The sequence below is a fragment of the Allobosea sp. LjRoot90 genome, from assembly GCF_964254315.1.
GTDB lineage: Bacteria > Pseudomonadota > Alphaproteobacteria > Rhizobiales > Beijerinckiaceae > Allobosea.
This window is the reverse complement of the sequence record NZ_CAXUTF020000004.1, coordinates 353,602-378,422: the sequence shown is the minus strand read 5'-3', so window position 1 is coordinate 378,422 and position 24,821 is coordinate 353,602. Positions and strand designations below refer to the sequence as shown.

At 67.1% G+C, this 24,821-nt stretch carries 26 protein-coding genes and 1 tRNA gene; 8 read left to right on the top strand and 19 right to left on the bottom strand.

The window, feature by feature from the left end; genetic code table 11:
* Nucleotides 1-3 precede the first annotated feature (3 nt).
* Nucleotides 4-729, top strand: coding sequence for a spermidine synthase (locus ACSQ3M_RS17220; RefSeq protein ID WP_436151285.1), 726 nt, complete (start codon nt 4-6; stop codon nt 727-729).
* On the opposite strand, the gene ACSQ3M_RS17215 is transcribed toward ACSQ3M_RS17220, so the two are convergent.
* A complete protein-coding gene (locus ACSQ3M_RS17215; protein ID WP_436151284.1) occupies nt 726-1,469 on the bottom strand; it encodes an aspartate/glutamate racemase family protein in 744 nt (247 codons plus the stop codon). The genes ACSQ3M_RS17220 and ACSQ3M_RS17215 overlap by 4 nt on opposite strands.
* Nucleotides 1,470-1,696: 227 nt before the next feature.
* Between ACSQ3M_RS17215 and ACSQ3M_RS17210 the strand changes: the two genes are divergently transcribed.
* Nucleotides 1,697-1,885 carry a DUF3008 family protein gene (locus ACSQ3M_RS17210; RefSeq protein ID WP_436151283.1) on the top strand — a complete coding sequence of 63 codons (189 nt, stop codon included), beginning with the start codon at nt 1,697-1,699 and terminating at the stop codon, nt 1,883-1,885.
* Nucleotides 1,886-1,907: 22 nt separating this feature from the next.
* Here ACSQ3M_RS17210 and ACSQ3M_RS17205 read toward each other — a convergent pair whose 3' ends face one another.
* The 3 genes from ACSQ3M_RS17205 to ACSQ3M_RS17195 all read right to left on the bottom strand — a co-directional run bounded on the left by ACSQ3M_RS17205 (nt 1,908) and on the right by ACSQ3M_RS17195 (nt 3,297).
* Nucleotides 1,908-2,447, bottom strand: coding sequence for a GNAT family N-acetyltransferase (locus ACSQ3M_RS17205; RefSeq protein ID WP_436151282.1), 540 nt, complete (start codon nt 2,445-2,447; stop codon nt 1,908-1,910).
* Between the two features lie 62 nt (nt 2,448-2,509).
* A tRNA-Arg gene (locus ACSQ3M_RS17200) sits at nt 2,510-2,586 on the bottom strand.
* 195 nt (nt 2,587-2,781) lie between these two features.
* Complete coding sequence (locus ACSQ3M_RS17195) at nt 2,782-3,297, bottom strand: hypothetical protein (RefSeq protein WP_436151281.1); 516 nt, start codon at nt 3,295-3,297, stop codon at nt 2,782-2,784.
* A 12-nt stretch (nt 3,298-3,309) separates the two neighbouring features.
* Between ACSQ3M_RS17195 and ACSQ3M_RS17190 the strand changes: the two genes are divergently transcribed.
* The 3 genes from ACSQ3M_RS17190 (at nt 3,310) to ACSQ3M_RS17180 (ending at nt 6,008) form a co-directional block, all read left to right on the top strand.
* Nucleotides 3,310-3,582, top strand: a complete 273-nt coding sequence (locus ACSQ3M_RS17190) for a hypothetical protein (protein WP_436151280.1) — start codon at nt 3,310-3,312, stop codon at nt 3,580-3,582.
* A gap of 57 nt (nt 3,583-3,639) precedes the next feature.
* A complete protein-coding gene (locus ACSQ3M_RS17185) occupies nt 3,640-5,064 on the top strand; it encodes a M48 family metalloprotease (protein ID WP_436151279.1) in 1,425 nt (474 codons plus the stop codon).
* A 74-nt stretch (nt 5,065-5,138) separates the two neighbouring features.
* Nucleotides 5,139-6,008 carry a dienelactone hydrolase family protein gene (locus ACSQ3M_RS17180; RefSeq protein ID WP_436151278.1) on the top strand — a complete coding sequence of 290 codons (870 nt, stop codon included), beginning with the start codon at nt 5,139-5,141 and terminating at the stop codon, nt 6,006-6,008.
* 62 nt (nt 6,009-6,070) lie between these two features.
* Here ACSQ3M_RS17180 and ACSQ3M_RS17175 read toward each other — a convergent pair whose 3' ends face one another.
* The 5 genes from ACSQ3M_RS17175 to ACSQ3M_RS17155 all read right to left on the bottom strand — a co-directional run bounded on the left by ACSQ3M_RS17175 (nt 6,071) and on the right by ACSQ3M_RS17155 (nt 12,414).
* Nucleotides 6,071-6,667 (bottom strand): CarD family transcriptional regulator, encoded by a 597-nt coding sequence (locus ACSQ3M_RS17175; RefSeq protein ID WP_436151277.1) that lies wholly within the window; start codon nt 6,665-6,667, stop codon nt 6,071-6,073.
* A gap of 391 nt (nt 6,668-7,058) precedes the next feature.
* The gene (gene fdxA, locus ACSQ3M_RS17170) at nt 7,059-7,397 is read right to left on the bottom strand and encodes a ferredoxin FdxA (RefSeq protein ID WP_436151276.1); all 339 of its coding nucleotides are present in this window, start codon (nt 7,395-7,397) and stop codon (nt 7,059-7,061) included.
* A gap of 160 nt (nt 7,398-7,557) precedes the next feature.
* Nucleotides 7,558-7,869, bottom strand: a complete 312-nt coding sequence (locus ACSQ3M_RS17165; protein ID WP_436151275.1) for an RNA-binding S4 domain-containing protein — start codon at nt 7,867-7,869, stop codon at nt 7,558-7,560.
* A 23-nt stretch (nt 7,870-7,892) separates the two neighbouring features.
* On the bottom strand, nt 7,893-11,213 hold the full coding sequence (locus ACSQ3M_RS17160) for a helicase-related protein (protein WP_436151547.1): 3,321 nt from the start codon (nt 11,211-11,213) through the stop codon (nt 7,893-7,895).
* A gap of 310 nt (nt 11,214-11,523) precedes the next feature.
* On the bottom strand, nt 11,524-12,414 hold the full coding sequence (locus tag ACSQ3M_RS17155) for an alpha/beta fold hydrolase (protein ID WP_436151274.1): 891 nt from the start codon (nt 12,412-12,414) through the stop codon (nt 11,524-11,526).
* Between the two features lie 190 nt (nt 12,415-12,604).
* Here ACSQ3M_RS17155 and ACSQ3M_RS17150 point away from each other — a divergent pair, with 190 nt between their 5' ends.
* The gene (locus ACSQ3M_RS17150; RefSeq protein ID WP_436151273.1) at nt 12,605-13,792 is read left to right on the top strand and encodes a hypothetical protein; all 1,188 of its coding nucleotides are present in this window, start codon (nt 12,605-12,607) and stop codon (nt 13,790-13,792) included.
* Complete coding sequence (locus ACSQ3M_RS17145; protein WP_436151272.1) at nt 13,789-14,457, top strand: hypothetical protein; 669 nt, start codon at nt 13,789-13,791, stop codon at nt 14,455-14,457. The genes ACSQ3M_RS17150 and ACSQ3M_RS17145 overlap by 4 nt, the downstream gene beginning before the upstream one ends.
* Before the next feature lie 2 nt (nt 14,458-14,459).
* On the opposite strand, the gene ACSQ3M_RS17140 is transcribed toward ACSQ3M_RS17145, so the two are convergent.
* A complete protein-coding gene (locus tag ACSQ3M_RS17140; RefSeq protein WP_436151271.1) occupies nt 14,460-15,290 on the bottom strand; it encodes a DUF3108 domain-containing protein in 831 nt (276 codons plus the stop codon).
* Between the two features lie 252 nt (nt 15,291-15,542).
* On the opposite strand from ACSQ3M_RS17140, the gene rpmB reads away from it, so the two are divergent.
* Complete coding sequence (rpmB, locus tag ACSQ3M_RS17135) at nt 15,543-15,830, top strand: 50S ribosomal protein L28 (RefSeq protein ID WP_129157511.1); 288 nt, start codon at nt 15,543-15,545, stop codon at nt 15,828-15,830.
* A gap of 267 nt (nt 15,831-16,097) precedes the next feature.
* On the opposite strand, the gene ACSQ3M_RS17130 is transcribed toward rpmB, so the two are convergent.
* The 9 genes from ACSQ3M_RS17130 to ACSQ3M_RS17090 form a co-directional block, all read right to left on the bottom strand.
* A complete protein-coding gene (locus ACSQ3M_RS17130; RefSeq protein ID WP_436151270.1) occupies nt 16,098-17,141 on the bottom strand; it encodes an esterase-like activity of phytase family protein in 1,044 nt (347 codons plus the stop codon).
* A gap of 160 nt (nt 17,142-17,301) precedes the next feature.
* Nucleotides 17,302-19,197: a cobaltochelatase subunit CobT gene (gene cobT / locus ACSQ3M_RS17125; protein WP_436151269.1), complete on the bottom strand. Its 1,896-nt coding sequence runs from the start codon at nt 19,195-19,197 to the stop codon at nt 17,302-17,304.
* A complete protein-coding gene (locus tag ACSQ3M_RS17120) occupies nt 19,194-19,661 on the bottom strand; it encodes a GNAT family N-acetyltransferase (RefSeq protein ID WP_436151268.1) in 468 nt (155 codons plus the stop codon). The genes cobT and ACSQ3M_RS17120 overlap by 4 nt, the downstream gene beginning before the upstream one ends.
* Nucleotides 19,658-20,134 (bottom strand): GNAT family N-acetyltransferase, encoded by a 477-nt coding sequence (locus tag ACSQ3M_RS17115; protein WP_436151267.1) that lies wholly within the window; start codon nt 20,132-20,134, stop codon nt 19,658-19,660. The genes ACSQ3M_RS17120 and ACSQ3M_RS17115 overlap by 4 nt, the downstream gene beginning before the upstream one ends.
* Nucleotides 20,135-20,148: 14 nt before the next feature.
* Nucleotides 20,149-20,499, bottom strand: coding sequence for a GFA family protein (locus ACSQ3M_RS17110; protein ID WP_436151266.1), 351 nt, complete (start codon nt 20,497-20,499; stop codon nt 20,149-20,151).
* Between the two features lie 67 nt (nt 20,500-20,566).
* Nucleotides 20,567-21,556: a cobaltochelatase subunit CobS gene (cobS, locus tag ACSQ3M_RS17105; RefSeq protein WP_436151265.1), complete on the bottom strand. Its 990-nt coding sequence runs from the start codon at nt 21,554-21,556 to the stop codon at nt 20,567-20,569.
* A 156-nt stretch (nt 21,557-21,712) separates the two neighbouring features.
* The gene (locus ACSQ3M_RS17100) at nt 21,713-22,852 is read right to left on the bottom strand and encodes a glycosyltransferase family protein (protein WP_436151264.1); all 1,140 of its coding nucleotides are present in this window, start codon (nt 22,850-22,852) and stop codon (nt 21,713-21,715) included.
* A complete protein-coding gene (locus ACSQ3M_RS17095; RefSeq protein WP_436151263.1) occupies nt 22,849-24,120 on the bottom strand; it encodes a glycosyltransferase family 4 protein in 1,272 nt (423 codons plus the stop codon). The genes ACSQ3M_RS17100 and ACSQ3M_RS17095 overlap by 4 nt, the downstream gene beginning before the upstream one ends.
* Complete coding sequence (locus ACSQ3M_RS17090) at nt 24,117-24,782, bottom strand: class I SAM-dependent methyltransferase (RefSeq protein WP_436151262.1); 666 nt, start codon at nt 24,780-24,782, stop codon at nt 24,117-24,119. Before ACSQ3M_RS17090 ends, ACSQ3M_RS17095 begins: the two co-directional genes overlap by 4 nt.
* Nucleotides 24,783-24,821: the final 39 nt, after the last annotated feature.

Genomic DNA, 24,821 nt, shown 5'->3' with positions numbered 1-24,821 from the left:
CCGATGAAGCCGTGGACGCAGCTCGACGCCGCATCGATCCCCGGCGGCGGCGTGCTCAAGCTCATGCGCCGCGGCGAGGACGAGTTCTCGATCACGCTCGGCCACAACGAACTGATGAATTCGCGCCTCAAAGGCTCGGAGGAGGCCCTGGCGACGCTCGCCATCGAAAGGATCGGCAAGCATCCAAAGCCGCGCCTGCTGATTGGCGGGCTCGGCATGGGCTTCACGCTCCGGGCCGCGCTCGCCGCCCTACCGGCCGATGCCGAGATCGTCGTCGCCGAGCTGATCCCGGCGGTGATCGCCTGGGCGCGCGGCCCGCTCGCTCCGATCTTCGCCGGCTGCCTCGACGATCCCCGCGTCAATGTGCGCGAAGCCGACGTCGTGGCCGCCATCCGCGAGGGGGGCGGCGGCTACGATGCGATCCTGCTCGATGTCGACAACGGCCCGGACGGGCTGATGGTCGAGGCCAATGACCGGCTCTACGACCTCGCCGGCTTGGGCTACGCGAAAGCGTCCTTAAGGCCGGGCGGCGTGCTCGCCATCTGGTCGGCCGGGCCGGATCGCAATTTCACCCAACGCCTGCGCCAGGCCGGTTTCGCGGTCGAGGAGAAGACGGTGCGCGCCCGTGCCGGCAGCGGCGGCGCCAAGCACATGATCTGGCTGGCCGATACGTCAGGTGCCGCCTCGACCGCGCGACCTGCGCAGCAATCGTCCAAGCGGCGCCGCTAGCGCTCGCCCAGCAGGCGCGCCAAGCCAGCTGAGAGCCCGACATTCGGCACCGCCGCCGGCAGAGCGAGGTCACCGTGGACCGGCTTTGGCAGCGGGTTGCGCGCCGCTTCCAGCACGGCGGCGAAGCCGGCTTGCGTCGAGCAGATCACGGGAACGCCGACATGAGGCTGGACCCGCGCCGCCAGCCCGGCAAGTCCGGCTCCGCCGAGGATCACGGCCTTCGCCCCATCGCGTTCGACCGTCCGCCGGCAGGCGTCCACCAGCAGCGTGAGCGAGCCATCCGGGTCGGCTGCGATGTCGCCGCCGGTCGGTGCCACCGTCTCGACAGCGGCCAGCCGGCCCTCCAGCCCGAGAGCCGCGACAAATTCGGTCAGGATCGCGCCCCAGCGCTCGCCACCGGTCACGATCGAGAAGCGCCCGCCCTGCAGCGCCGCCTGTTGGCAGGCAGCCTCGGCCATCCCGACCACCGGCACGCCGGCAATCTCCTTCAGGGCCATCAGCCCGGGGTCGCCAAAGCAAGCGAGATAGACCGCATCGCAATCGGCGCCGTGCTCGGCAAAGGCGTCCAGCGCCGCATGGCCGGCGATGGCACCGGCGCTGCGGCTGGAGATATAGCGTGCACCGAAGCGGCCGGTGGCCGGTTTCAGCGTCACGCCGGCAGGCGTCAACGGCGCCAGCACGCGCAGGACCAGCTCAGTCATCTCGGAGCTGGTGTTCGGATTGAGGACGAGGATGCGCAAGATGATCCCGAGACGAGTTGGCAGAAGCTGGCGGCCTTAACCCAAAGCCGCGCCCGTCGAGCTTTGCCGTGCCAGGCGCTCCGCCGCAAGAGAGAGCGACCCGCATCCGTTGCATGATCGCCACACGACCCTGGCTGGCCTCTCAAAGCTAACGGGCTCCCCGCCCGGAACCACCGCGCTCCGACCGGGTTGCACGCTCGACCGACCTCACATCGGGAGACTGGACGATGCCAGCCAAATCAAAAGCACAGCAAAAGGCGGCCGGCGCTGCGCTCGCCGCAAAACGTGGCGACATCCCCGAGAGCGAGCTCAAGGGCGCCTCGAAATCCATGGTCAAGTCGATGACCGAGAAGCAGCTCGACGAGCTGGCCTCGACCAAGCGCAAGGGCAAGCCGGAGCACGTGGCGAAGCATTGAGGGGGAAGCTGCCGGCTTCTCTTTATGAGGCGTGGCCGGTTTCCGCATGGCGATGCCGGTAGACGAGATCCTCGGGATCCGACCTTGCGGCATCGGCATCGCGTCGAGCGCCAAGCCGCTCCGCGACCGCGATCGAGCGGGTGTTGCGCGGATCGACATAGCTCACCAGCGTCTCGAGTCCACCAGGCCCGAACGCCCAATCGCGCAGGGCGGCGGCAGCTTCGCTGGCATAGCCCTGCCCCTCATGCTCGGCATAGATCAGCCAGCCGAGCTCCTTCTCGGGAAAGAGCGGTCCGTGATTGATGCCGACCTGCCCGACGCAGATACCGCTGGGCAGATCGATCATCAGGGCGCCGTGGCCGAACAGCGCCCACAGCGCCACGTCATGGCAGAACACGCCCCAAGCACCACGCTGATCATAGGGGCCGCCCATATGCTGCGCCCGCGGCGAGGCGAGGAAATCGGCATAGGCAGGAAAATCGGCCATGACCGGCGCGCGGAGGATCAAGCGTTCGGTCCGAATCGTCGGCGGTACCGTGGCGGTCAAGATCGTCCTCGACATCTTCGGAATCGGCGCCGATCGTCCGTCGGGGGTGTCGGCGCCTGTGGCGGTACGAGGAAAACTGGCCTCCCGGAAGGGATTCGAACCCCTGACCTACGGTTTAGGAAACCGTTGCTCTATCCTGCTGAGCTACCGGGAGGTGGAAGCCTCGTTTTCGGTGCCTATCCGGTGCTTGCGCGGATCGGGTAGGCCTTAAGCGTATGATCCGAATCGCCTTTCCGCCGCAAGACCCTCGAATTAGGAAACCGTTGCTCTATCCTGCTGAGCTACCGGGACGCACGTTCTTGCGTTTAGCATAAAGCCGATGCGGGTGAAGCCTCCCTTTGCAGCGATCCTATCCTTCCTCGGCGGCATGGCGGCGTCGACCGCTGTGACACGGGCCGCGGATGACATTTGCGCGACGCCGGAGGCGACTGAAGTGGTCAGCCTTGCTGGTCTCGATCGGCATGGCGACCCGCTCCTCGCCGACGGCCGGACCGTCAGGCTCGCCGGCCTCGCGCCACGGCAGAACGATGCCGAGCGCGAGCGTTTCACCGCGCAGCTGACGCGTTGGCAGGGTCAGGCGTTCCGTTTGGCGCCGCTTGGTGGTGCAGATCGCTGGGGACGTCTCCCGGCTCGTCTCCTCGCCGCCGAGGGCGCCACCGATCCATTCGCAGGCCAGCCCGACCTGACCGCTGCCCTCCTCGCTGGAGGCGCCGCACTGCGCCTCGCCGAACCGGGCCTCGCCGCTTGCAACGAACTCTGGCGGAAGGCCGAACCACGACCGATAGCGGCCGGCCCCCGGAATCGTTCGCCGGCCACCGCGCAGGGAGGTTTTGCCGCAGTGGCGTTCCCGGCCGTCGACGGTCATGATGCTGCCGCGATGAAAGCGCAGGCGGGCCGGATCGTCGTGGTCGAGGGGCGTATCGCTGCCGTCGGAGAGCGGGCGCAGCGAACCTATCTCAATTTCGAGCGGCGCCGCGGCGCGGGTGGCAGCATCGTCCTGTCGCGCACGCTGTGGCGTGAATTGCAGCGCAGCGGCTGGACCGCCGCGACGCTGGCGGGTAAACGCGTGCGCGTACGCGGCGTGATCGAGGGGCGCGATGGCCTCCTGATCGAAGCCGAGACGCGCAGCGCACTGGAATTGGTCGACTAGGGGCAGATGCGGAGACTTCAGCGACATCGTCAGCCGTTCCGGGGGCGTCTTGCCGCCGTGGTGCTGCCGGCCCTGTTGCTGGCGGCCTGCTTCGGCGACCAGAACTCCGTCCTGGCGCCGCTCAATCAGCCCGGCGGCGAGCCGGCGCCGCGCGTCGCCAGCCTGCAGCGGGGCACGGATCGCGAGCATCAACGCCTGCTCGCGGCTTTCGGCGGCGAATATCGCGCACCGCAGGTCAAGGCCGTGCTCGAGGAGATCATCGCCCGCCTCGCCAAGGCCGGTGAGGGCCAGATCGGCGCCTATGAGGTGACGATCCTGAATTCGCCGATCGTCAACGCCTTCGCCTTGCCGACGGGACGGCTCTACGTCACGCGCGGCCTGCTCGCTCTGGCGAACGACTCGGCCGAGATCGCCTCGGTGATGGCGCATGAGATCGCCCACGTTACCGCGCGCCATGCCGTCGAGCGCGCCGAGATGGAGGCGGAATCGGCGCTGGTCAGCCGGGTCGTGGCGCAGGTGCTCAACGACCCGACGACCGGGGCAGCGGTACAGCAAAGTTCAAAGCTCTCGCTCGCCCGCTTCTCGCGGCAGCAGGAATTGACCGCCGACCAGATCAGCGTGCGCAACATCGCCCGCGCCGGCTACGATCCCTATGGCGCCGGCCGTTTCCTGGTCTCGCTCGGTCGCAACACCAGCTTCCGCGCCGGCCGCCAGGGCGGTGGCGACAAGAAGCTCGACATCCTCTCCAGCCATCCCTCGACGCCAGAGCGCGTCGCCGCCGTCACCAATGGCGCCCGCCAGATCGGCGCGCCCGGCATCGGCGAGCGCGAGGCCCCGCGCTGGCTCGCCGCGATCGATGGCGTCGCCTTCGGCGAGGATCCGGCAGACGGCGTGGTGCGTGGCCGCCGCTATCTCAACAGCGCGCTGCGCATTGCCTTCACCGCGCCTGATGGCTTCGAGCTCGAGGCGGCACGCGAGATGGTCGTCGGCGTCAGCAATGACGGCACGCAGGCGCTGCGCTTCGACTCGGTCGCGCTGAAGGCCGGTCAGACGCTGGAATCCTATGTCGCCTCGGGCTGGATCGATGGCGTCGCCACCGCCGAGGTCCAGTCGCTCACGGTCGGCGACCTGCCGGCGGCGGTGACCTCGGGCAAGGGCGCCGACTGGACCTTCCGCCTCGCCGCGATCCAGGCCGGGCCGCGCGTCTATCGCTTCATCCTCGCTGCCAAGGGCCAGAACGATCCCGAGCGCGCCATGCGCGCTTTGCTCGACAGCTTCCGCAATCTGAGCGCCAGCGACGCGCAATCGGTCAGCCCGCTGCGGATCAGGCTCGTCAGTGCCAGCGCCGGCGATACGCCCGTCAGCCTCGCCGAGCGCATGGCCTCGACCGACCGGCCGCTCGAGCAGTTCCTGATCCTGAACGGGCTGGAGCGCAGCGGCAAGCTGACGCCCGGCCAGCGTTACAAGATCGTGAGCGAATAGCAGGCTTCACCGATCTGACCCGCCCTCCCGCCTTGTGCTAGCCTGCCGGCATCCGTCAGGACAGGGAGGCAGCCATGGCGCTCGATCGCCGCATCGTCGAACTCTACGACGAATACACCCACAAGCCGCTCGACCGGCGCAGCTTCATGAACCGGCTGATCGCCATCGCCGGTTCCGCGGCCGCGGCCGAGGCGGCTCTTACGCTCCTGGAGCCCAACTACGCCCAGGCCCAGCAGGTCACGGCGGACGATGCCCGCATCGAAGGTAGGCGCATCGACGAGACCATCGGTGGCGTGAAGCTGAAAGGCTACCTCGTCACGCCGAAGACGCAGGCCAGGCGCGGCGGCGTCCTGGTCATCCACGAGAACCGCGGGCTCAACCCACATACCGAGGACGTCACCCGCCGCGCGGCACTGGCCGGCTTCAGCGCCCTCGGGGTCGATTTCCTCACCCCGCTCGGCGGCACGCCGGCTGACGCCGATGCGGCGCGGGCGCTATTCCCGCAGCTCAAGCCCGAGGATGTCATCGCGCAAGGGCGCGCGGCACTGGCCTTCCTCAAGACGCGGTCGGACGCGACCGGCAAGGTCGGCGCGGTCGGCTTCTGCTGGGGTGGCGGCGCGGTCAACGACCTCGCCGTCAGCGCGCCGGAGCTCAACGCCGGCGTCGTCTTCTACGGTCGCTCACCCGACCTCGCCAAGGTGCCGCAGATCAAGGCGCGCCTGCTGATCCAACACGCCGCGCGCGACACCCGCCTGGTCGAGGGCCTGCCGGCCTATGAGGCGGCGCTGAAAGCCGCCGGGATCAACTACCAGGCGATCGTCTACCCTGACGTCGACCACGCCTTCCTCAACGACACCAGCGCCGAGCGCTACAATGCCGCTGCGGCCAAGCTCGCCTGGGAACGGACGGTGGCCTTCCTCGCGGCTGAAACCGGCGCCGCCTGACACGAAAAAGCCCGGCGGAGCGATCCGCCGGGCTTGTGTAGCTTGTTCTGGAAGAGGCGCCCTCAGGCAGCCTCCTCCTGAAGATCTTCTTCGCCTTCCTCGGCCTCGGCCGCCTCGGCGGCCTCACCCTTGCCGGCGCGGCGCGGCGACTTGGCCAGCTGGCCCTCGATCTTCTTCAGCGCTTCGGTCTCGGTGATCTCCTCGACCACCGCGATCTCGCGGGTCATCCGATCGATCGCCGCTTCGTAGAGCTGGCGCTCGGAATAGGACTGCTCGGGCTGCGCCTCGGAACGATAGAGATCGCGCACGACCTCGGCGATGGCGACGAGATCGCCCGAATTGATCTTGGCTTCGTATTCCTGGGCCCGGCGCGACCACATGGTGCGCTTGACCCGGGCGCGGCCGGTCAGGGTCGCCAGCGCCTTGCCGACGATCTCGCCATCAGCGAGCTTGCGCAGGCCGACGCTCGCCGCCTTGGCGGTGGGCACGCGCAGGGTCATCTTGTCCTTGGCGAAGCTGACGACGAAAAGCTCGAGCTTGAAGCCCGCGACTTCTTGCTCATCGATCGCCGTGATCTGACCGACGCCATGGGACGGGTAGACGACGAACTCGCCCGTCTTGAAGCCATGGCGCACAACAGCCTTCTTCGCAGTGGACATGCCGTTTCGACTCCTGATTTCCCCGCGGGACGCGGAGACGCGACTTTTCGCCGCTGGCCGGAATGACCGGCGGCTCTCTGCCTGGCACGACGGGAACGACCTTCTGGTCTTCTTTCCGCGGCGCAACACGCTCCCTCAGCCGATCGTTTCTTGCGACCACCAGACACGAAGACAGCGACACGCCGGGCATTCTGACCGGTGTGCGTTGCTGCCGTCTCAGGGGGTGCCCCGTTTGTGTGACCTCGCAGGGGCAGGCGGAACGAACTCGACTGTGGCGTGTGAATACCACAAAAATCGCGCCGAATCAAAGGTAAACGGAATGCAAACGCCGACGGGCCGCGTTGCGGCCGGCCATGGTTAACCTCGTTTCGGGTGTGACGGAACGTAAGCGTCAGTCACCTTCGCCCGGATTGGGTGAGAAATGCGCGTCGAGCTTGCCTGCGACGCCGTCAAACTCCTTGGCGTCGGCCGGCGCCTCTTTCTTCTGGGTGATGTTCGGCCAGCTCGCCGCATATTTGGTATTGAGCTGCAGCCAGGAATCGAGCCCCGGCTCGGTGTCCGGCTTGATCGCCTCAGCCGGGCATTCCGGCTCGCAGACGCCGCAGTCGATACACTCGTCGGGATGGATGACGAGCATGTTCTCGCCTTCATAGAAACAGTCGACCGGACAGACTTCGACGCAGTCCATGTACTTGCACTTGATGCAGTTCTCGGTGACCACATAGGTCATGGCGCTATCCTTCCGATCGGCCGGCCCTTCTTTAGAGCCGGTCGAGAGACTGTTTCAAGGCCCTGTCACGACCGGAAACGAGATCAAACTTCCATCGAAACCAGCGTTTCGAGAAGATTTTTCGCGGGCGTGCCAGCGCTCGCCACATCTGACACGCGCTCTATCCCGCAGGCTCGTCGGGCGCAAGCGGCGCATCGCCGCGCTCGCCTCCGCTGAGGACCTCGTACAACGTCTGCGCCTGCTCATAAGAGCCGCGGCGCTCAGCGAAAGCGCTCACGCGCACGACCAGCGTCGCATGCGGCAAGGCGAGTGTCAGCACGTCGTCGAGCTTGAGGCCGAGTGCCGGATTGTCGACCCGCTTGCGTGCAACCCGCACATGCCCGTCCTCCACCAGCCGCACGGCGGAGGGCCGCGTCCGCGCGAAGCGCGCGAACCAGAGCCATTTGTCGAGGCGTTGCCGATCGTCCCGCAAGCAGACCCCGCACCTCTACGATATCAGCTCTTGCGCCCGTCATTGCCCTCGAGCTGGGCCTTCAGGGCCAGGAGCTTGGCGAAAGGCGAGTCCGGATCGGGCTGACGCTCGGCCGGGCGCGGCCGGGCTGGCTGCTGGAAGCGCTGCTCCTTGCCGCCACGCTCGTCGCGGCGCGGACCGCCGCCAGGGCGACCGCCATCGCGCTTGAACTCCGGCCGCGGGCCTCGGTCCGGGCGCCCGTCGCGACCCGGCTGGGCATTGCGGCCGGCGGCCTCCTGCGTCGCAGGCTTGACCTCGCTACCGCCAGCCGGGCGCGGGCCGTTCCAGCCGCCCTCGCGCCAGCGATTCCGGTTCGGCCGCTGACCACCAGGCTTGGCCTCGCCGCCTTCGGCAGGAGCAGTCTCGGCGCCGGCACGTCGCTCGGGCCGACGGCCGCGCTGACCCTGCTCGGGACGCCGACCGCCCTGATGGCGATGCGGCCGCCAGATCTCGATCAGCTCCGGCTCGGCCGGTGCAGCCGCCTCGACAGTTGCAGCAGGTTCGGCCGCCGCGGTCTCGGCTTCCGCTTGAGGGGCGGTCTCCGTCGCCGGCTCGTCGCCCGGAAGCGCCAGCGTCGACATCGCATCGGCCGGCACTAGCTCGACCGGGTTGACCGACTCTTCCTCGACTGAAGCCGCTGCAGCGACGTCCGCATCTGTCAGGACCGGAACATCAGGCGTTTCGCCCGCCGGCGCGGCATTGTCGGCGCTTTCAGCGACGACAGCCTCCGCCTCGACAGCGGGAGCCTCATTGAGCGCCTCGGCCTCCTCGGCCACAGCTTCCGCCGGCGCCGGCGCTTCGGTTGGCGCAGGCTGCGGCGCGACGGCGAGCGCCGCGGTGATCGCAGGGCCGGGCCGCTTCTGCGAGACATAGCCGAGCGAGCGCAGGATCGAGGCGAAATCTTCGCCGGCGCAGCCAACGAGCGATGTCATCGCCCCGGTGGCAACGAAGCCATCCTGGTCGGCGGCACCCGCCGGCGGTTGGCCGAGCGTCATACCCGGGCGATAGGCGATCGCGGGGCGGATCAGGTCGGCGAGCCGCTCCAGGATGTCGACGCGCACCGCACGCTCGCCACAGACGCGATAGCCGGCGGCGCGGTAGAGCCCCTTGGGTACGTCCTTGTTGGCTGGGAACGAGGTCCGTCCCGACGAGGCGAGATGGGAGATGTCGTCGAGCCCGGCCGTCTCGGGATTGCCGTGCTTCAGCGTCCAGAGCTGAGCCGCGAGCGCGCGCGGCGCCGGCTTCAGCAGCGCCGGGACATAGAGGTGGAAGGCGCCGAAGCGGATGCCGAGCTGGCGCAGCGCCGCCCGGCCTTCCTGGTCGAGCGTCTTCATCTCCTCGGCGACCTTGGCGCGCTCGAGCACGCCGAGCGCCTCGGCCGTCTGATAGGCGATGCCGCGGGCAATGCCGGCAGCGCTTTCGGCATTCTCCAGGATCTGGAGCGGGCCGAGTAGCTTGGTGATGTGATGCTTCAGCCAGGCCGCCAGCCGGGCCTCGATCTGCTCACGGGCCTGCGCCGGCAGATGGTCGTCGACCATCAGGCGCAGGCGCGGCTCCAGCACCTTCTCGCCGGCGGTCAGGCGCGCCACCGGCTCGCCGATCCAGCGCACCAGCCCGTCATGCGACAGCACGAAGGCATCGTCGCCAGCCAGCACGACGCGCGAGGCGCGTGCCTCGAGCTCGCCAGCCAGCGCCTTCAGCGCCGCAGCGTTCAGCGCCTTCGCTTCCGGCCCACCCGCTTTGGGGTCGGCCGTGAAACGGAAGCCTTGCAGCAATCCGACATGCTGTCCCTCGACCAGGACATCGCCGGTCGCGGTGACTTCGGCCTCCAACATTGCATTCTCCCGCAGGCGACGCATCAACACGCTCGTACGCCGATCGACGAATCGGCTGGCAAGCCGTTCGTGCAAAGCGTCCGACAGCCTGTCCTCTACAAGACGCGCCACCCCCTGCCAATGCTCTGGATCGGACAACCAGTCCGGCCGGTTGGCAACATAGGTCCAGGTCCGGACCTGGGAGATGCGGGCTGAGAGCGTATCGATCTCGCCATCGACGCGGTCGAGCGCGGCCAATTGACCGGCATACCAGTCCGGATCGAGCCGGCCGTGGCGCATCAAACGCAGATACAACGTCGTCGCCAATTCGGCGTGCTGCATCGGCGCAATCTTGCGATAATCCGGCAGGCCGCAGACTTCCCAGAGCCGTGTCACCGCCGGCTTGCCCTGGGCCAGTCGCGCGACGTCCTGATCGCGCGCCAGGATCTCCAGCGTCGTCATGTCCTCGGCAATCAGGGCGCGGGTCAGCCCTTGCTCCTGCGGCTGGATGTTGAGGCTGTCGATCAGGCCGGCGATCGAACGCAAATCGAGATCGGAATTGCGCCATTGCACTTGCCGAACCGATTCGAAGCGATGGTCCTCGATCGCCTCGACCAGCTCCTGCTCGAAGGGCGGCGAGCGCCCGGTCGTACCAAAGGTACCGTCGCGCAGATGCCGGCCGGCCCGGCCTGCGACCTGGCCGAACTCGGCCGGATTGAGCTTGCGATAATGATGGCCGTCGAACTTGCTGTCGCCGGCGAAGGCGATGTGGTCGACATCGAGGTTGAGCCCCATGCCGATCGCGTCGGTGGCGACGAGATAATCGACATCGCCCGATTGGTAGATCTCGACCTGGGCGTTTCGCGTACGCGGGGATAGCGCGCCAAGCACCACCGCCGCGCCGCCCTTCTGCCGGCGGATCAGCTCGGCGATGGCATAGACCTCCTCGGCCGAGAAGGCGACGATCGCCGAGCGCCGCGGCAGGCGGGTGATCTTGCGGTCGCCGGCGAAGGAGAGCTTCGACAGGCGCGGGCGAGAGACCACGTTGACGCCGGGGATGAGCTGCTCGACCAGCGGCCTCATCGTGCCGGCACCGATCAGCATCGTCTCCTCGCGCCCGCGATGATTGAGCAGCCGGTCGGCGAAAACATGCCCGCGGTCGAGATCGGCGGCGAGCTGGATTTCGTCGATGGCGACGAAATCGACCGCGAGGTCACGTGGCATCGCCTCGACCGTGCAGACCCAGAACCTCGGCCGCTCCGGCTTGATCTTTTCCTCGCCGGTGATCAGCGCGACCGCCTGCGGCCCGACCTTGTCGACCACGCGCTGATAGACCTCGCGCGCCAGCAGGCGCAGCGGCAGGCCGATCATCCCAGTCGGATGCGCGACCATCCGCTCGATGGCGAGATGGGTCTTACCGGTATTGGTCGGGCCGAGCACCGCCGTGACACCGCGGGAGCGGAGCGAAGGCGGAAGGGAACGAGGTTGGATCAAGACGCTGGAGCTTTCCTGCAGTCTGGGCAGCCGCGAGCCCTATCGAGTCGGGCGGCGTAAAAGCAACCCGATCCGTGAACAGAACGAGTCCGGAACGAAGCGGGGGCGAATCGCTGACTCTCACAGAATCAGGTTTCGTTCACGGCGAGATATTGCGGCAAGCGATTCAAAAACCACAAGATTTTGAATCGTCTTCATTGTCCATCCTTCGCCGACTTGCGCGCGCGAGGGCCGCTTTCGCCTATGTAGGCCGTCTTGTCGGCGGAACGAGGGGCAAGGCGACGATTGCTGCAGGCAGGCGTTCCGGTCAGTCTCCAAAGACCTCGCTCAGGACCTGCGCCGCCTCGTCCGGCGCCTCGACATGGACGAAGTGGCCGGCGCTCTCGCAGAAGGTCACCTCCACATCGTCGAAATAATGCGACAGGAAGGCGGACCATTCGGACTTCAGGATCGGGTCGTGCCGGCCCCAATGCACCCGGGTGCGCTGATGGATCGGCACGGATGGCGCCGGATGGCCGTCGATCGCGGCGATCCGCGCCGCGTTCTGGCTGCGATACCAGTCGAAGCCACCGCGCAGATTGCCCGGCTTCATGAAGTTCTCGACCCAAAGGTCGAAGACCGGCGCGAAGGCGTCCTTGCGATGGCACCAATGCGTCAGGAAGTGCCCGAGATAGAGCGCGCAGGCCTCGCGGCTCGAACCGATCAACTGCTCGGCCAGCGGCAATTGCTGGAAGGACTGGTACCAGATCTCGTTGACATGGCCGTCGCGGACCCAGGCCGAGCCGACGCTCGGCGTCGGGCAGTTGAAGAACAAGAGCTTCTCGACCCGCTGCGGATGACGCCGCGCCAGCCCCTGCGCGACATAGGCGCCGACATCATGGCCGACGACGCCGACCCGGCCGAGGCCGAGCGCCTCCAGCAGCGCCGCCATGTCGTCGGCATGGCTGTTGGCGCCGACATCGCTGCGCGGCCCGGAAGATTTGCCGCTATCGCCGAAGCCGCGCAGATCGGGCGCAATCAGCCGGAACTCGCCATGCAGCCGGTTCATCAGCGGCAGCCAGCTCATCCAGAATTCCGGCCAGCCATGCAGCAGCAGTACCGCCGGCCCATCGCCAACCTCGGCGACATGCAGGACGGTGTCACGCACGACGACCTGGCGATGCCTGAGGCCGGGCGGCAAGGCAAAATCGCTGGACATGGCGGCTCCGGAGGCGAATCGCCGCAAAGGCTACCCCCTCGCCCGGACCTCCCGCAATTCGTCGGATGGCGGAGGCCCCATGCAGTGCGAGTCGGGCAGCGGCTGAGACGCAGGCGGGGATAGCCGCCGATCTTATCCCCGGTAGTTCCAGCGGCCTCAGAATGGCGCGCTCCACAGCAAGGAGCACGCCATGCCGGACCTGCCGCATCGTTCAGCCAGTGATAGCGCGCGCTGGCGCGAGATCGTCCTTCTGCGCCGCAAACTCGGTTCGCTGAAGGCGCAGACGCGGCTGCTTCGGCACGAACTCGCCCACAAGTACAATCCCGACCAGCCACGCGTGCCCGCCGGCAGTGCAGGTGGTGGGCAATGGACCAGCGGCGGAGGCGGCGGCGATCCAACGCTGACGGGCACCGACTGGCTGGGCGATCTCGGCAATGCCCTGTCGACCGCGCTGAGCTTCAGTGACGTCGTCGCCGACACCAGCGGCGATGAGAGCTGGGCCTTCTTTCAGGATGCGACGCGCCCCGACGGCTCGCTTGCCGAGCGCGCCGTCGTCAACCGCGACGGCTCGACCATCCAGTCCGAATTCGCCGCGCCCGGCCGCCAGAGCGACTGGGACGAGCGCCATACCGTCACTGTGCCCGAAGGCGGCAAGACCACCTTCGAAACCTCCGATCGCACCCAGACGATCCGGAATGGCGGCCCGGACGGCGAAGTCGTTTCGCGCTCGACCTGGACCGAGCGCGGGCCGGAGCGGGAGGCGACGGTGCAGCAGGCGTTTGCTCAGGAGGGAGTTCGCACTGCCGTCGGCGCTGCGGGCACCATCCTATTCGGTTGGCTTTCATCCGGCGACGACATCGACGGTCAGCGAACCGTCATGGGCTTCGTGCCGCGCGAGTATCAACCGAGCAAGCCTGGGCAGTTGGATCTCGCCTTCGTTGGGAAGCCGGGAGAGGAGGAGGTCAAGGATGCCTGCAAAAAACTCGAAACTGTTCAAGAACTGACCGATCGCGCTGCCCGTGCCGCAGGCGACGTAAGGCAGTTTTCATCCCTCGCAACCTACGGCACCGACGTTCACGTTCGCTTCAAGGATTTCGTCAACGACCTCAAGAACGAGAATTTTCGTGCTGAGCGTTCGTTTCTGAAAGAAGCTGCCGAGCCGACCAGCAGAGATGAGCTTGATATAGGTTACGCACGTTCGGTGCGCGTTGATGCCTACGAGTACAGGCCGGAAGACGGAACGCTCTGTGTCTATGACCTCAAAACCGGCCGGCGAGGGCTCTCTGTGCCGCGCTCCGACATTCTCGCGACTGCAGCCTATCTCGGTATAAGAGATGTCCGCCGTGTCATCATGCTCGAAGTCAGGCCTCGCAAATGACGACGAAAAAGCAGATCAATCGGCTTCTGGGCGAATTGGTACAGCGTAATCCTGATCTCGCCCAATCCGAACGCTTCGTGATCATCAAACCGCTCCGCCACGTGTTACGATCGATCTCGATTGGCCGCGGCATCGAGGCCGACAGCCCACAATTTCTATGTTCGATAGGTCACTTCTTCGATCCTACGGCGAACCGCCAAGGCATTACCCTCGATCGCGTCTTCACGGCGCGCGGTGCGCCGCATCGCTGGACCGAGCCCGGCATGCCCGCCGCCTTCATCGAGGCCTGCGAGACCCGAGTCCTCCCAAAGATGCGCGGCGTCGACACGATCGAGGATATGCTTCGTTTCAGGACCCGCGGTTCAAGCGAATTCAAGGCGGCTGTGAGATTTGTCATCCATCAAATTCATTTCGCCGCGGCCTATGGCCGCTTCGATCGGGCGCTGCGCCGGTTCGAGCGCATCAAGCACTGGGATCGATCACGCATGTCGTGGCGCCGGCCTGAATTTGAGCATGTCGCGGACGAACTCGTGCCACTGATGAAGGCGAATGATCGCGACGGCGTCATCCGCCTTCTTCATCGCTGGGAAGAGGATCGCGTCCATCGGTTCGGCCTCGAAGCGATCTACGAACCGACGCCCTTCCCGCTCGAACTCGCCGCCTGACCTCAGTTCCGCGTCGTTGTCGCCGTCACGCCCGGGTCGACCTTGAAGCTCGAGGCTTCGATCACCGCGGTGCCGATCATCGTCTTCACCGAGATGCGCACCGGCAGCATCATGCTCGTCCCGGCAACGGGGGCGAGCCAGGTCGAGATTTCCTTGTTTTCGGCCATGAACTTGGTCGAGGGCCGCAAGGTGCGGTGTCCGGCGATCGGGACATAGCGCGCCTGGCAGATCGAGACCGGGCCGCTATAGCCGTCGATCTTGATCTCGCGCGTGCCGGAATAGCTCAGCTTGATGTCGTAGCGCGCCGCGCCGTCGAAGATCGCCAGCGTGCGGTTGCAGGCAGCCGCGCCGCTGCCACGGCCCGAGACCTCGACCGGCATCAGGAAGGCGCTGAGCGGATCCATGATGTTGCGCTGGTGCTCGTCCTTGAGCGGGACGCGATCCGGCTTGGCGTCGATCGGCGGCTCGATCGCCAGCGCCTGCACGGCGTTGCGGTCGAGCGCCATGCGCACCGTGCGGCTTTCGCTGGAATTGGCCGAGGAGACGGCAAAGGTCGCCGGCGACAGCCTGCCGCCGTTGAGATTGCCGGTCGCGGCGCCCGAGCCGCGCCCGCCGGTGAAGCTGCCGACGAGACCGGTCAGCTTCGCATTGGCGTCGAGCTTGTAGCTCGCCCCGTCGATTCCACCCGACAGATTGGCCTTGCCGAGCGAGAGCCCAAGCAGCGTGACGTCATAGGTCGCGTCGAGCGAGGCGGCCTGCGCAGCCGGCATCGACAAAGCAAGCACCAACGCTGCGAGGCAGGCGCTGCTGGCAAACTGCGGAGAGAGCTTCATCGGGAGGCTCCGGCGCGACGGATCATCGTCGCATGCACTGGGATTCGGTCCGAATCGTGACTGGCTTTGCACCAGCTTGGCGGGATAATGGTTACCGAGATGTTTCCGGCAGCATTCTGCGCGCTCGCCTTGACGGGCTGCCAGCCGGCGGCTATAGACCCGCCACTTCAATTTGACTTCCGGTGCTTGCCTGCCGGCACGTCGCGTGTCGGCAATTTGCGTTGAGCATTCGGAGATTTTGGGAACACGATCATGGCCCGCCGTTGCGAACTGACCGGGAAAGCCACCCAGACCGGCCACCTCGTCAGCCACTCGAACCGCAAGACCAAGACGGTCTTCCGGCCGAACCTGGTCAACGTCACGCTGCAGTCCGACGCGCTTGGCCGCTCGGTCCGCCTGCGCGTCTCGGCCAACGCCCTGCGCACCGTCGATCATCGCGGCGGCCTCGACGCCTTCCTGGTCAAGGCTCCCGCCGGTGAGCTCTCGCCGGGCGCGCTGACGCTGAAGCGCGACATCGAGAAGAAGCTCGCCGCCAACTGAGTGCGGGTTTCCCTCGGGATTGAATGAGGCGGCCGCAAGGCCGCTTTTTTCGTTTGGGCTCTTGTCAGCGGAGCGTGCGCAACCTGCCCCCTCTCCCCCTGCGGGAGAGGGCCGGGGTGAGGGGTCGCGCGACGCCTATCGCTGGCCCATTGCTCCTTCGTTCTCCAGAGCTTTCCAGACCTGAGCGACCCCTCATCCGGCCCTTCGGGCCACCTTCTCCCGCAAGGGGAGAAGGGAAGGGCTAGGCCCGAGCATGACGCGCGCCATTTACTGCGCCAGCTCAAACTCCAGCAGCACCGTGCGCTGCAGGAAGGTCGAGAAATTATTGTCGGAGATCAGGGTGATGATCGTCCGCCCGCTCTCCAGATGGACGGCCATCCCCTCCATGTTATCGATCTCCTGGCCGAGGTCGGCCTCGATCAGGATCGGCCCGTCCAGCCGCGCACCTGGCCGGATCGCGTCGCCGGCGATGCGGCGGATGCGCATGCCGACGCCGCGCAGCGGCTTGTACCAGCGCTCCAGCAGCAGCATGTCGCCGCCCGGCAGGAAGGCGAGATCGGTGATGTCGTAGCCGTCGCGGCGGATCACCTGCAGCGTGCCCGGCTGGCGCCCGCCGACGATGAAGCCGGCCGTCGGCTCGTCCTCGCGGCCGGAGCGCTCCGAGATCGCGATCAGCGCACCAGCAAGCGGATGCCCTGCCGGCAGCACGCCAAGTGCCTCCAGCCCGCGATTGCTCGGCAGACGCTTCAGCGCCGGCGGTGTCGGCACGAGCTGCGCCCGCGCCTCGACACCGTGCCGAGCCCAATCGAAACGCAGGATGTCATGAGCACGTTCGACGCCGATGAAGGCGACGCCGCCCTGAATGGCGAGCGATTCGGTATCGTAATAGCGCGAGCGATGCAGCGGCTTGCCAGACGCGCCGAGGATCGGCGCGAGCTCGGCCTCCTCCAACCCGCTGAGCTTGCCGGCGCTGCGTGCAAGCTTCGCCGTCAGCCAGAAGCCGTTGTCCGTGATCGCGACGATCCGCGCCCCGTCGGGCGAACGCCACAGCCCCGAGAAGCCGCCGAAGCGGGGATGACTGCCCGAAAGCTGAAGTCCGCCACGGAAGATCAGCTGGCCGAAGCGGGTCTTCGCGGCATTGCCGGGCTCGAAGCTCGCGATCGGCCGCGCCGAGATACTGACCGGAACGCGCGCCGGCTCGAGGCTCTGTGCCCGCGCAGGCAGCGCGAGAGCCGCCGCGCCGAGTCCGGCAGCAAACCCGCGTCGCGTGAATGGCGTCGACGTCATGCGCAGGCGGCGAAGGAAAAGCACGGGAGCCCTCCCCCCTTGTGGGGGAGGGTTGGGAGGGGGGTGACCGGGTGAGCGTTGAATCGCCCGCGATCAACCTCACGGCTGTCTACCCCCCTCTCTAACTCTCCCCCACAAGGGGGGAGAGGACGGGTGGTGGTTCCGCGCTCAACGAAAGCCAAGCTCATTGCAGGCGGCGCGAGCCCCGCGAGCCTGTCCCGGCGGCATCCTCCTCGAACAGCTCCGCCAGCTTCTCGGTCATCACGCCGCCGAGCTCCTCGGCATCGACGATGGTGACGGCGCGGCGGTAATAGCGCGTGACGTCGTGGCCGATGCCGATCGCGATCAGCTCGACCGGCGAGCGCGTCTCGATCTCGGCGATGATGTGGCGCAGATGGCGCTCGAGATAGCTGCCGGCATTGACCGAGAGCGTCGAATCGTCGACCGGCGCGCCATCCGAGATCACCATCAGGATCTTGCGCTGCTCCGGCCGGCCGAGCAGGCGCTTATGCGCCCAGTCGAGTGCCTCGCCGTCGATGTTCTCCTTGAGCAGTCCCTCGCGCATCATCAGGCCGAGATTCTTGCGCGCCCGGCGCCACGGGGCATCCGCCGCCTTGTAGATGATGTGCCGGAGGTCGTTGAGGCGGCCGGGATTGGCAGGCTTGCCCGATTGCAGCCAGCTCTCGCGCGACAGCCCACCCTTCCAGGCGCGGGTGGTGAAGCCGAGCAGCTCGACCTTGACGCCGCAGCGCTCCAGCGTCCGCGCCAGGATGTCGGCGCAGGTCGCGGCGACCGTGATCGGCCGGCCGCGCATCGAGCCGGAATTGTCGATCAGCAGCGTCACCACCGTGTCGCGGAAATTCGTGTCCGATTCCTGCCGGAAGGAGAGCGGCTGGAACGGGTCGATGATGATGCGCGGCAGGCGCGAAGGGTCGAGCGCGCCCTCTTCCAGGTCGAACTGCCAGGAACGGTTCTGTTGTGCCATCAGGCGGCGCTGCAGGCGGTTCGCCAGCCGGGCAACGACGCCCTGCAGATGCGCCAGCTGCTTGTCGAGATAGGCGCGCAGGCGCGTCAGCTCCTCGGCGTCGCAGAGTTCCTCGGCGGTGACGATCTCGTCGAACTTCTGGGTATAGGCCTTATAGTCGGTCTGCGGCCGGTCGTTGGCCCTGCCGTCGCGCGGACGCGGCGCCTCGCCGGCTTCTTCGGCCTCGGAGTTCTCGTCTTCCTCGTCCCAGTCGCCAGCCGGCGCGTCAGCAGCCTCGGAGGCACCTTCCTGCAGCTCCTCGGCGGCGTCCTCGCTGGTCTCGGTCTCGGAGCGCTCGCCCTGGCTCTGCTGCTCGGCGTCGCCTTCCTCCTGCTGCTGCTCCTCGGAAGACTCGTCCTGATTATCCTCGTCCTCGTCGGATTCGTCGCCTTGGCTCGATTGCTCGGCCATGTCGAGCGAGGCGAGCATGTCGCGCACGGTGCGGGCGAAACCGCGCTGGTCCTCGATCGTCTTGGCCAGCCGGTCGAGATCGCCGCCGGCCTTGGTCTCGATCTGCTCGCGCCAGAGCTCGACCAGCTTCTCGGCCGCCTTGGGTGGCTTCAGGCCGGTCAGACGCTCGCGCACCATCAGGGCAAGCGCATCCTCGAGCGGCGCGTCGGCCCGGTCGGTGATCTCCTCATAGCGGCCGCCGCGATGATAGCGGTCCTCCAGCATCGCCGAAATATTGCTGGAAACACCACTCATCCGGCGCGAACCGACGCTTTCGACCCTGGCCTGCTCGACCGCGTCGAAGACGGCACGCGCCGCATCGCCCTCGGGCGCGGCGCGGCGATGGATTGCGGAATCGTGGCAGGCGAGGCGTAGCGCCATCGAATCGGCATGGCCGCGCAGGATCGCGACGTCATTCAAGGTGAGCTTGCGCGGCGGCTCCGGCAGGCGGGCGCGCTCGCCGACCAGCGAGGGTTTGTCGGCAGCGAAGACGATCTCCATCTCCGGCTTGCGTGCAATCGCCTTCATCGCGCCGGAAACCGCCCGCTTCAGCGGCTCGGCCGGCGCTTCCTTCGGGGTCCCAGGCTTGCGATTGGAGATGCTCATAGCGCCTTCATGAAGTGATGGAAGGTCTGGCCGGCGACCGGATAGTCGTCCATGCGGCCGCATTCGCGATAGCCCATGCGGGGATAGAAGTCCGGCGCCTGGATGCTCATCGTGCCGAGATAGACGCCGCGTGCGCCGAAATCGCGCGCCGCCTGCTCGGCCATCGCCAGCAGCGCCTCGCCGTGGCCGGCGCCGCGATGGCCCTCGTCGATCCAGAACAGATCGACATAGAGCCACTGCCATTTGAGCTCGCCGACGAGGCCGCCAACCATGGTGCCGGCCTCATCGCGCAGGCTGAGCGCCAAGGGCTGGGCGTTCCGCGGCCCGACCCTGGACTCGTTATGCGCGGCAAGACCGCGCAAGACGACCTCACGCGTCGCGGCAAAATCCGCTTCGCGCTGGATCGTTGCCGCACGCGCCTGCGGCTCCTCGGCCATGCCGTGTTTGTGGTTCGAGATGCTCATAGCGTCTTCGTCAACCAGAACCGCGAATGGCCCAGGGGAAAATTCTCCAACTCGCCGAAAACGCGATAGCCCTGCTTCTGGTAGAAGCCCGGCGCCTGGAAACTGAACGTGTCGACATAGGCCTGGGTCGCACCGAAGGCCCGCGCCTCGTCCTCAAGCTTGCCGATCAGTTCCGCGCCGCGCTCGGCGCCGCGGAAAGCCTCGTCGATCCAGAAAAGCTGGATGAAGAGCCAGCCGCACCAGAGTTGCCCGACGATGCCGCCGACGATCTCGCCGCCCTCGCGCAATGTGACCGCCACGTCCTTGGCGGGGACGGTGCCGAGCTTCGAGCGGTTATAGTCGCGCAAGCCCTTCAGGATCGCGCGCCGTGCCGGCCCGACCACACGCTCGACCTGCATCGAAGCCGGCCCACCGGCCGCCTGTGTCGCAGCGCTCGCTTTCGGCTTGGCTGGCTTGCGGCTGGCACTCGGCACGATGCGCTCCCGCCCTACCGCGCCCGTCCGTCATACTGGATCGACGCCAGCTCGGTCGGCTCGACACCGGCAAGGCAACGCACGTTGATCGCGATGGTCGGTGTGCCGTCCGGCGCGTTGGCGCGCGCGAAGGATTCCATGCCGCAAGTCTCGCAGAACAGATGCTGGATCTTCTGCGAGTTGAAGCGGTACTCGGTCAGCGCATCCTCGCCCTTGGTCAGGGTGAAGTTCGTCGCCGGGCTGAAGGCCAGCACCGAGCCGCGGCGCTGGCAATAGGAGCAGTTGCAGGTGATCGTCTTGGCAAGGTCGGCCTCGACCTCATAGGCGACCCGCCCGCAGTGACAGCTGCCTTCGTACCGGGCCATGCTCGGCCTCCTGCTTGTTGAGCGCGTTCCGATCGCAAAAGTGGCTCCCACTTTTGCGGAACGTGCTTCAGCTCAGAACGACGTTGACCGCGCTCTCCGGCAGCTCCTTGCCGAAGGAACGCTGGAAGAACTCCGCCACAAGCGCGCGCTCCATCTCGTCGCACTTGTTGAGGAAGGTGACGCGGAAGGCGAAGCCGATATCGCCGAAGATCGCTGCGTTCTCCGCCCAGGTGATGACGGTACGCGGGCTCATCACGGTCGAGAGATCGCCGTTCATGAAGGCGTTGCGTGTCAGATCGGCGACGCGGACCATCTTGTTGACGATGTCCTTGCCCTCCGGCGAGGCCTGATAGTGCTTCGACTTGGCGAGCACGATCGCGACCTCGTTGTCATGCGGCAGGTAGTTCAGCGTGGTGACGATCGACCAGCGGTCCATCTGACCCTGGTTGATCTGCTGGGTGCCGTGATAGAGGCCCGAAGTGTCGCCGAGGCCGACCGTGTTGGCGGTGGCGAACAGGCGGAAGGCGGGGTGCGGGCGGATGACGCGCTTCTGGTCGAGCAGCGTCAGCTTGCCGGACTGCTCGAGCACGCGCTGGATCACGAACATCACGTCGGGACGGCCAGCATCGTACTCGTCGAAGACCAGCGCGATGTTGTTCTGCAGCGCCCAGGGCAGGATGCCGTCCTGGAATTCGGTGATCTGCTTGCCTTCCTTCAGCACGATCGCGTCCTTGCCGACGAGGTCGAGGCGCGAGACATGGCTGTCGAGGTTGACGCGGACGCAGGGCCAGTTCAGCCGGGCCGCGACCTGCTCGATATGGGTCGACTTGCCGGTGCCGTGATAGCCCGAGATCATCACGCGGCGGTTATGGGCGAAGCCGGCGAGGATCGCGATCGTGGTGTCGCGGTCGAAACGGTAATCCGAATCGAAGTCGGGGACATGCGCCTCGGGCTTGGAATAGGCCGGCACCTCCAGATCGCTGTCGATCCCGAAGACCTGACGCACGGACAACTTCATGTCCGGCATTCCGGGGGCGGAGGCAGTCGTCGTTGTCATCGTTCTTCTCCGGGCGCAGGACAGGGGCCGGCAGAAGATCCGGTGTCCTGGAGCCGACCGAAAGGGAGGCGTGTGGAACCTCTTAGATCGAAAGCGGCGGAGCAGCAATTCGCAAGAGGCATGCCGACCCTTCGCCGGCATGCATTCGCGCACGACTCAGCCACGGTTCGCGAGCAGCCGGGCGACCGCCGCGATGCTGCCTGCCGCGCCGCTGAGATCGACCCTTGCGGCCGGCGGAGCGCCTTGCGCCAGCGCCGTTTCGATCGCAGCAGCCAGAGCCTGCGGTCCCTCAGCAAGGTTCACAACGCGCACCAACCCGGCCCGTTCCAGGGCTGTCGCGCGTAAGGCCTGCTCGGTCTCGCTGCCAGCGTCGAACGGAACGAGCAAGGCCGGCCGGCTGGCCTGCAGCAGATCGAGCACGGTGTTGTAGCCGGCCTGGCTGATGGAGAGCCCACAGCCGGCGAGCAGTGCCGGGAAATCCGGCCGCGCCCGTTCGACGTGGGCATTGGCCGGAGCCGATTGTCGCAGCCCGACGAAATCGGTCTCGGCAACCCCGCGACCGATCAGAAGATGGAAGGGATGCTGCGGCAGGGCTTGCGCGGCCGCTAGCACCGTCTCGAACAGCGGCAACGCCGCCGCCGAGCCCCCGCCGGAGACGAGGATCGTACCCGACGAACCTGAGGCCGCCACCGGCAAGGCGGGTGGCTCCGCCAGATAACCCGTATAGACCAGCTTGCCCGCGATCTCCGGCGTCACCGGCCAGGAGGCTTCGAGCGGCAGGACAAGCGGGTCGCCGTGCACCAGCACGGCATCGAACAGCGTCGCGATCCGCCCGGCGGCCTCGGCGAGACGCTCCGGCCGCTGCGGTGCGACCAGCACATCGCGGATCGATGACAGCACGAGCGCACGCGGATTGGCCACCTTTGCCGCCTCGATCAGCGTCAGGAACTCGCCCGCAAGCTGGCGCCGGCCGAAGGGGAAGTGCTCGGTGATGACGATATCGGGCGATAACTCCTGCGCCAGCGCCGCGAGCTGTGCCCGCCGCGCGGCAAGGCGCTCCGGCGTGGCGGTGCTGCCGCTTTCGTCAAGCAGATTGCGGAAATCCGTGCCTTCAGTGCGCACCGGCGGCAACTGGACGAAGCGATAATTCGCCGCTGCTTTGCCGTCCGGCATGCCGCCGCTGGCGAGCGTGACCTCATACCCCGCCCCAGCCAGAGCCCGCGCCAGCTGCCGCGCCCGCACCAGATGGCCGATGCCGAGCAGGTGCGTGACCGCGATCAGGATGCGCGCGCTCATGGCGCACCGTCACCCTTGCCCGCAACCGCTGCCGTTAGCGCCCGGTGGACCCGTTCCAAGCCGGCCTGCGCCGAGAACTCGGCTTCGAGCCGAGCGAAAGCCGCCGCACCCAGCTTCGCGCGCCATTCCGGATCGCGGCTCAACCCATCGAGCGCCTTGGCCAGGGCCGTGACATCGCCCGGCCGCAGCAGCAGCCCCTCGCGCCCATGCTGCACAAATTCCGGGATGCCGGCGAAGTCGGTCGCGACGATCGGTAGGGCCTGGCTCGCCGCCTCCATCACCACATTGGGCAGGCCGTCGCGGTCACCATTCTCCGCCTGCTTGGACGGCAGCACGAAGAGATCAGCCTCGCGCAGAGCCGCGATCACCGCGTCCTGCGCCTGCGCACCACGCCACTCGACCCGCGCCGCGATGCCGAGCGTCTCGGCCTGCGCCTTCAAGGCCGCTAGCATCTCGCCGCCACCGATATGGACGAGCCGCCAGTTCAAATCCGCGGGCAGGATCGCCAGCGCCGCCAGCAGATCATCGAAACCCTTCTTCGCCACCGCCCGCCCGATCGTGATGAAGCACAGCGGATCGGCCGGATCGGAGCCGTCGCGCAGCGCGCGCGCCTCCGGCGGTGCCGGAAAGCGCGAGAGGTCGAGCCCGTGATAGAGCAGCGCGACCTTGTCCGGCCCGTCAGCGAGACGTTTCAGCTCGGCATGGCCGTCTCGGGTGCAGGTCACGCCCCAGCGTGCATCGGCGATCTTCTCGCGCTTTTCCCAGTCCGGCGTGGTCCAGATGTCCTTGGCATGGGCGGAGAACGACCATGTCAGGCCACGGCTCAGCGCCGCATAGCGGATCACCGAGGCCGGCGTGTGCAGGTAATGGACATGGAGATGGCGGGTTCCCGCCGGCAGCTCCCGAGCCATCACGCAGGCCTGGCCGAAGCGGCGCAGCCGGTTGCGCGTCCGGTCACGAGCGAGGTCGCGCAGGACAACGCCGAGCAGGCTGATGATGCTCGGCCGTGCGAAGGCGCGCGCCACACCGCGCAGAACGCGCGGCCAGTCGTCGTGCAGATATTCCGGCAGATAGTGCAGCGGCGCGGTGATCTCGCGATGCATCAGGTGCCGCGCGCCATCGGTGGGGTGACGCAGCGACCAGATCGCGAAGGAGAGGCCGAGTCGCTGCAGGCCGAGCAGTTCCTGGGCGATGAAGGTCTCCGACAAGCGCGGATAACCCTTCATCGCGATCGCGACCGCCGGCCCGGCGGGCTCCTCGCTGCTCATCTGCGGCCGATCAGCATGAAGCGGGTGTAATTCTTGGTCGGCAGCGCCCCGGCGAACCACAGCTCCGAAAGCCCGGCCTGCGCCTTGAACGCGTCGAGTGAAGGCACGCAGCTGCGATGGTCCGGCTCGCGAAAGTAGTCGTTCGATTGCAGCAGCAGCGGCAGCCCGGCGGAAAGGCCGGCGATCCAGCCCGGCACATCGTCGAGATGCTCGCAGCTGGTGTTGATCACCAGCCCAGGGCGGCCGCCCTCCACCCGCTCGAAATCGAGCCCCATCATGTCGGCCGTCACCGCCCGGAAACGGCCAGAGGCGACATGGCGGTGATTGAATGTCTCGGCCACGGCCGCGCAGTCCGGATCGATGTCGAGGCTCACCAGCTGCGGGATCGCCAGCCGTTGATCGGCCAGCAGCATGGCGCCGAGCACGCCATGCCAGGCGCCGAGCACCCAGACCGGCCCGTCCGGCTTCGGCAGGACCTCAGCGAGGGTGTCGACCAGCCAGCGCTTCGAAGCGATCTGCTTCGGATTGAAGGCGGTCGAGATGTCGGCACGGACACCCTTGCCGACCAGCCGGGCGAGATCGCTTACGATCGCATCGCCGGTCAGCGCCGCCACGCCGCGCAGGATGTCGTGCAGCGCCTCGCGGGAAATCTCGTCGGTCATCGAAGCTCTGGATCGTAGCGGCGGATTTGACGCGGCCGG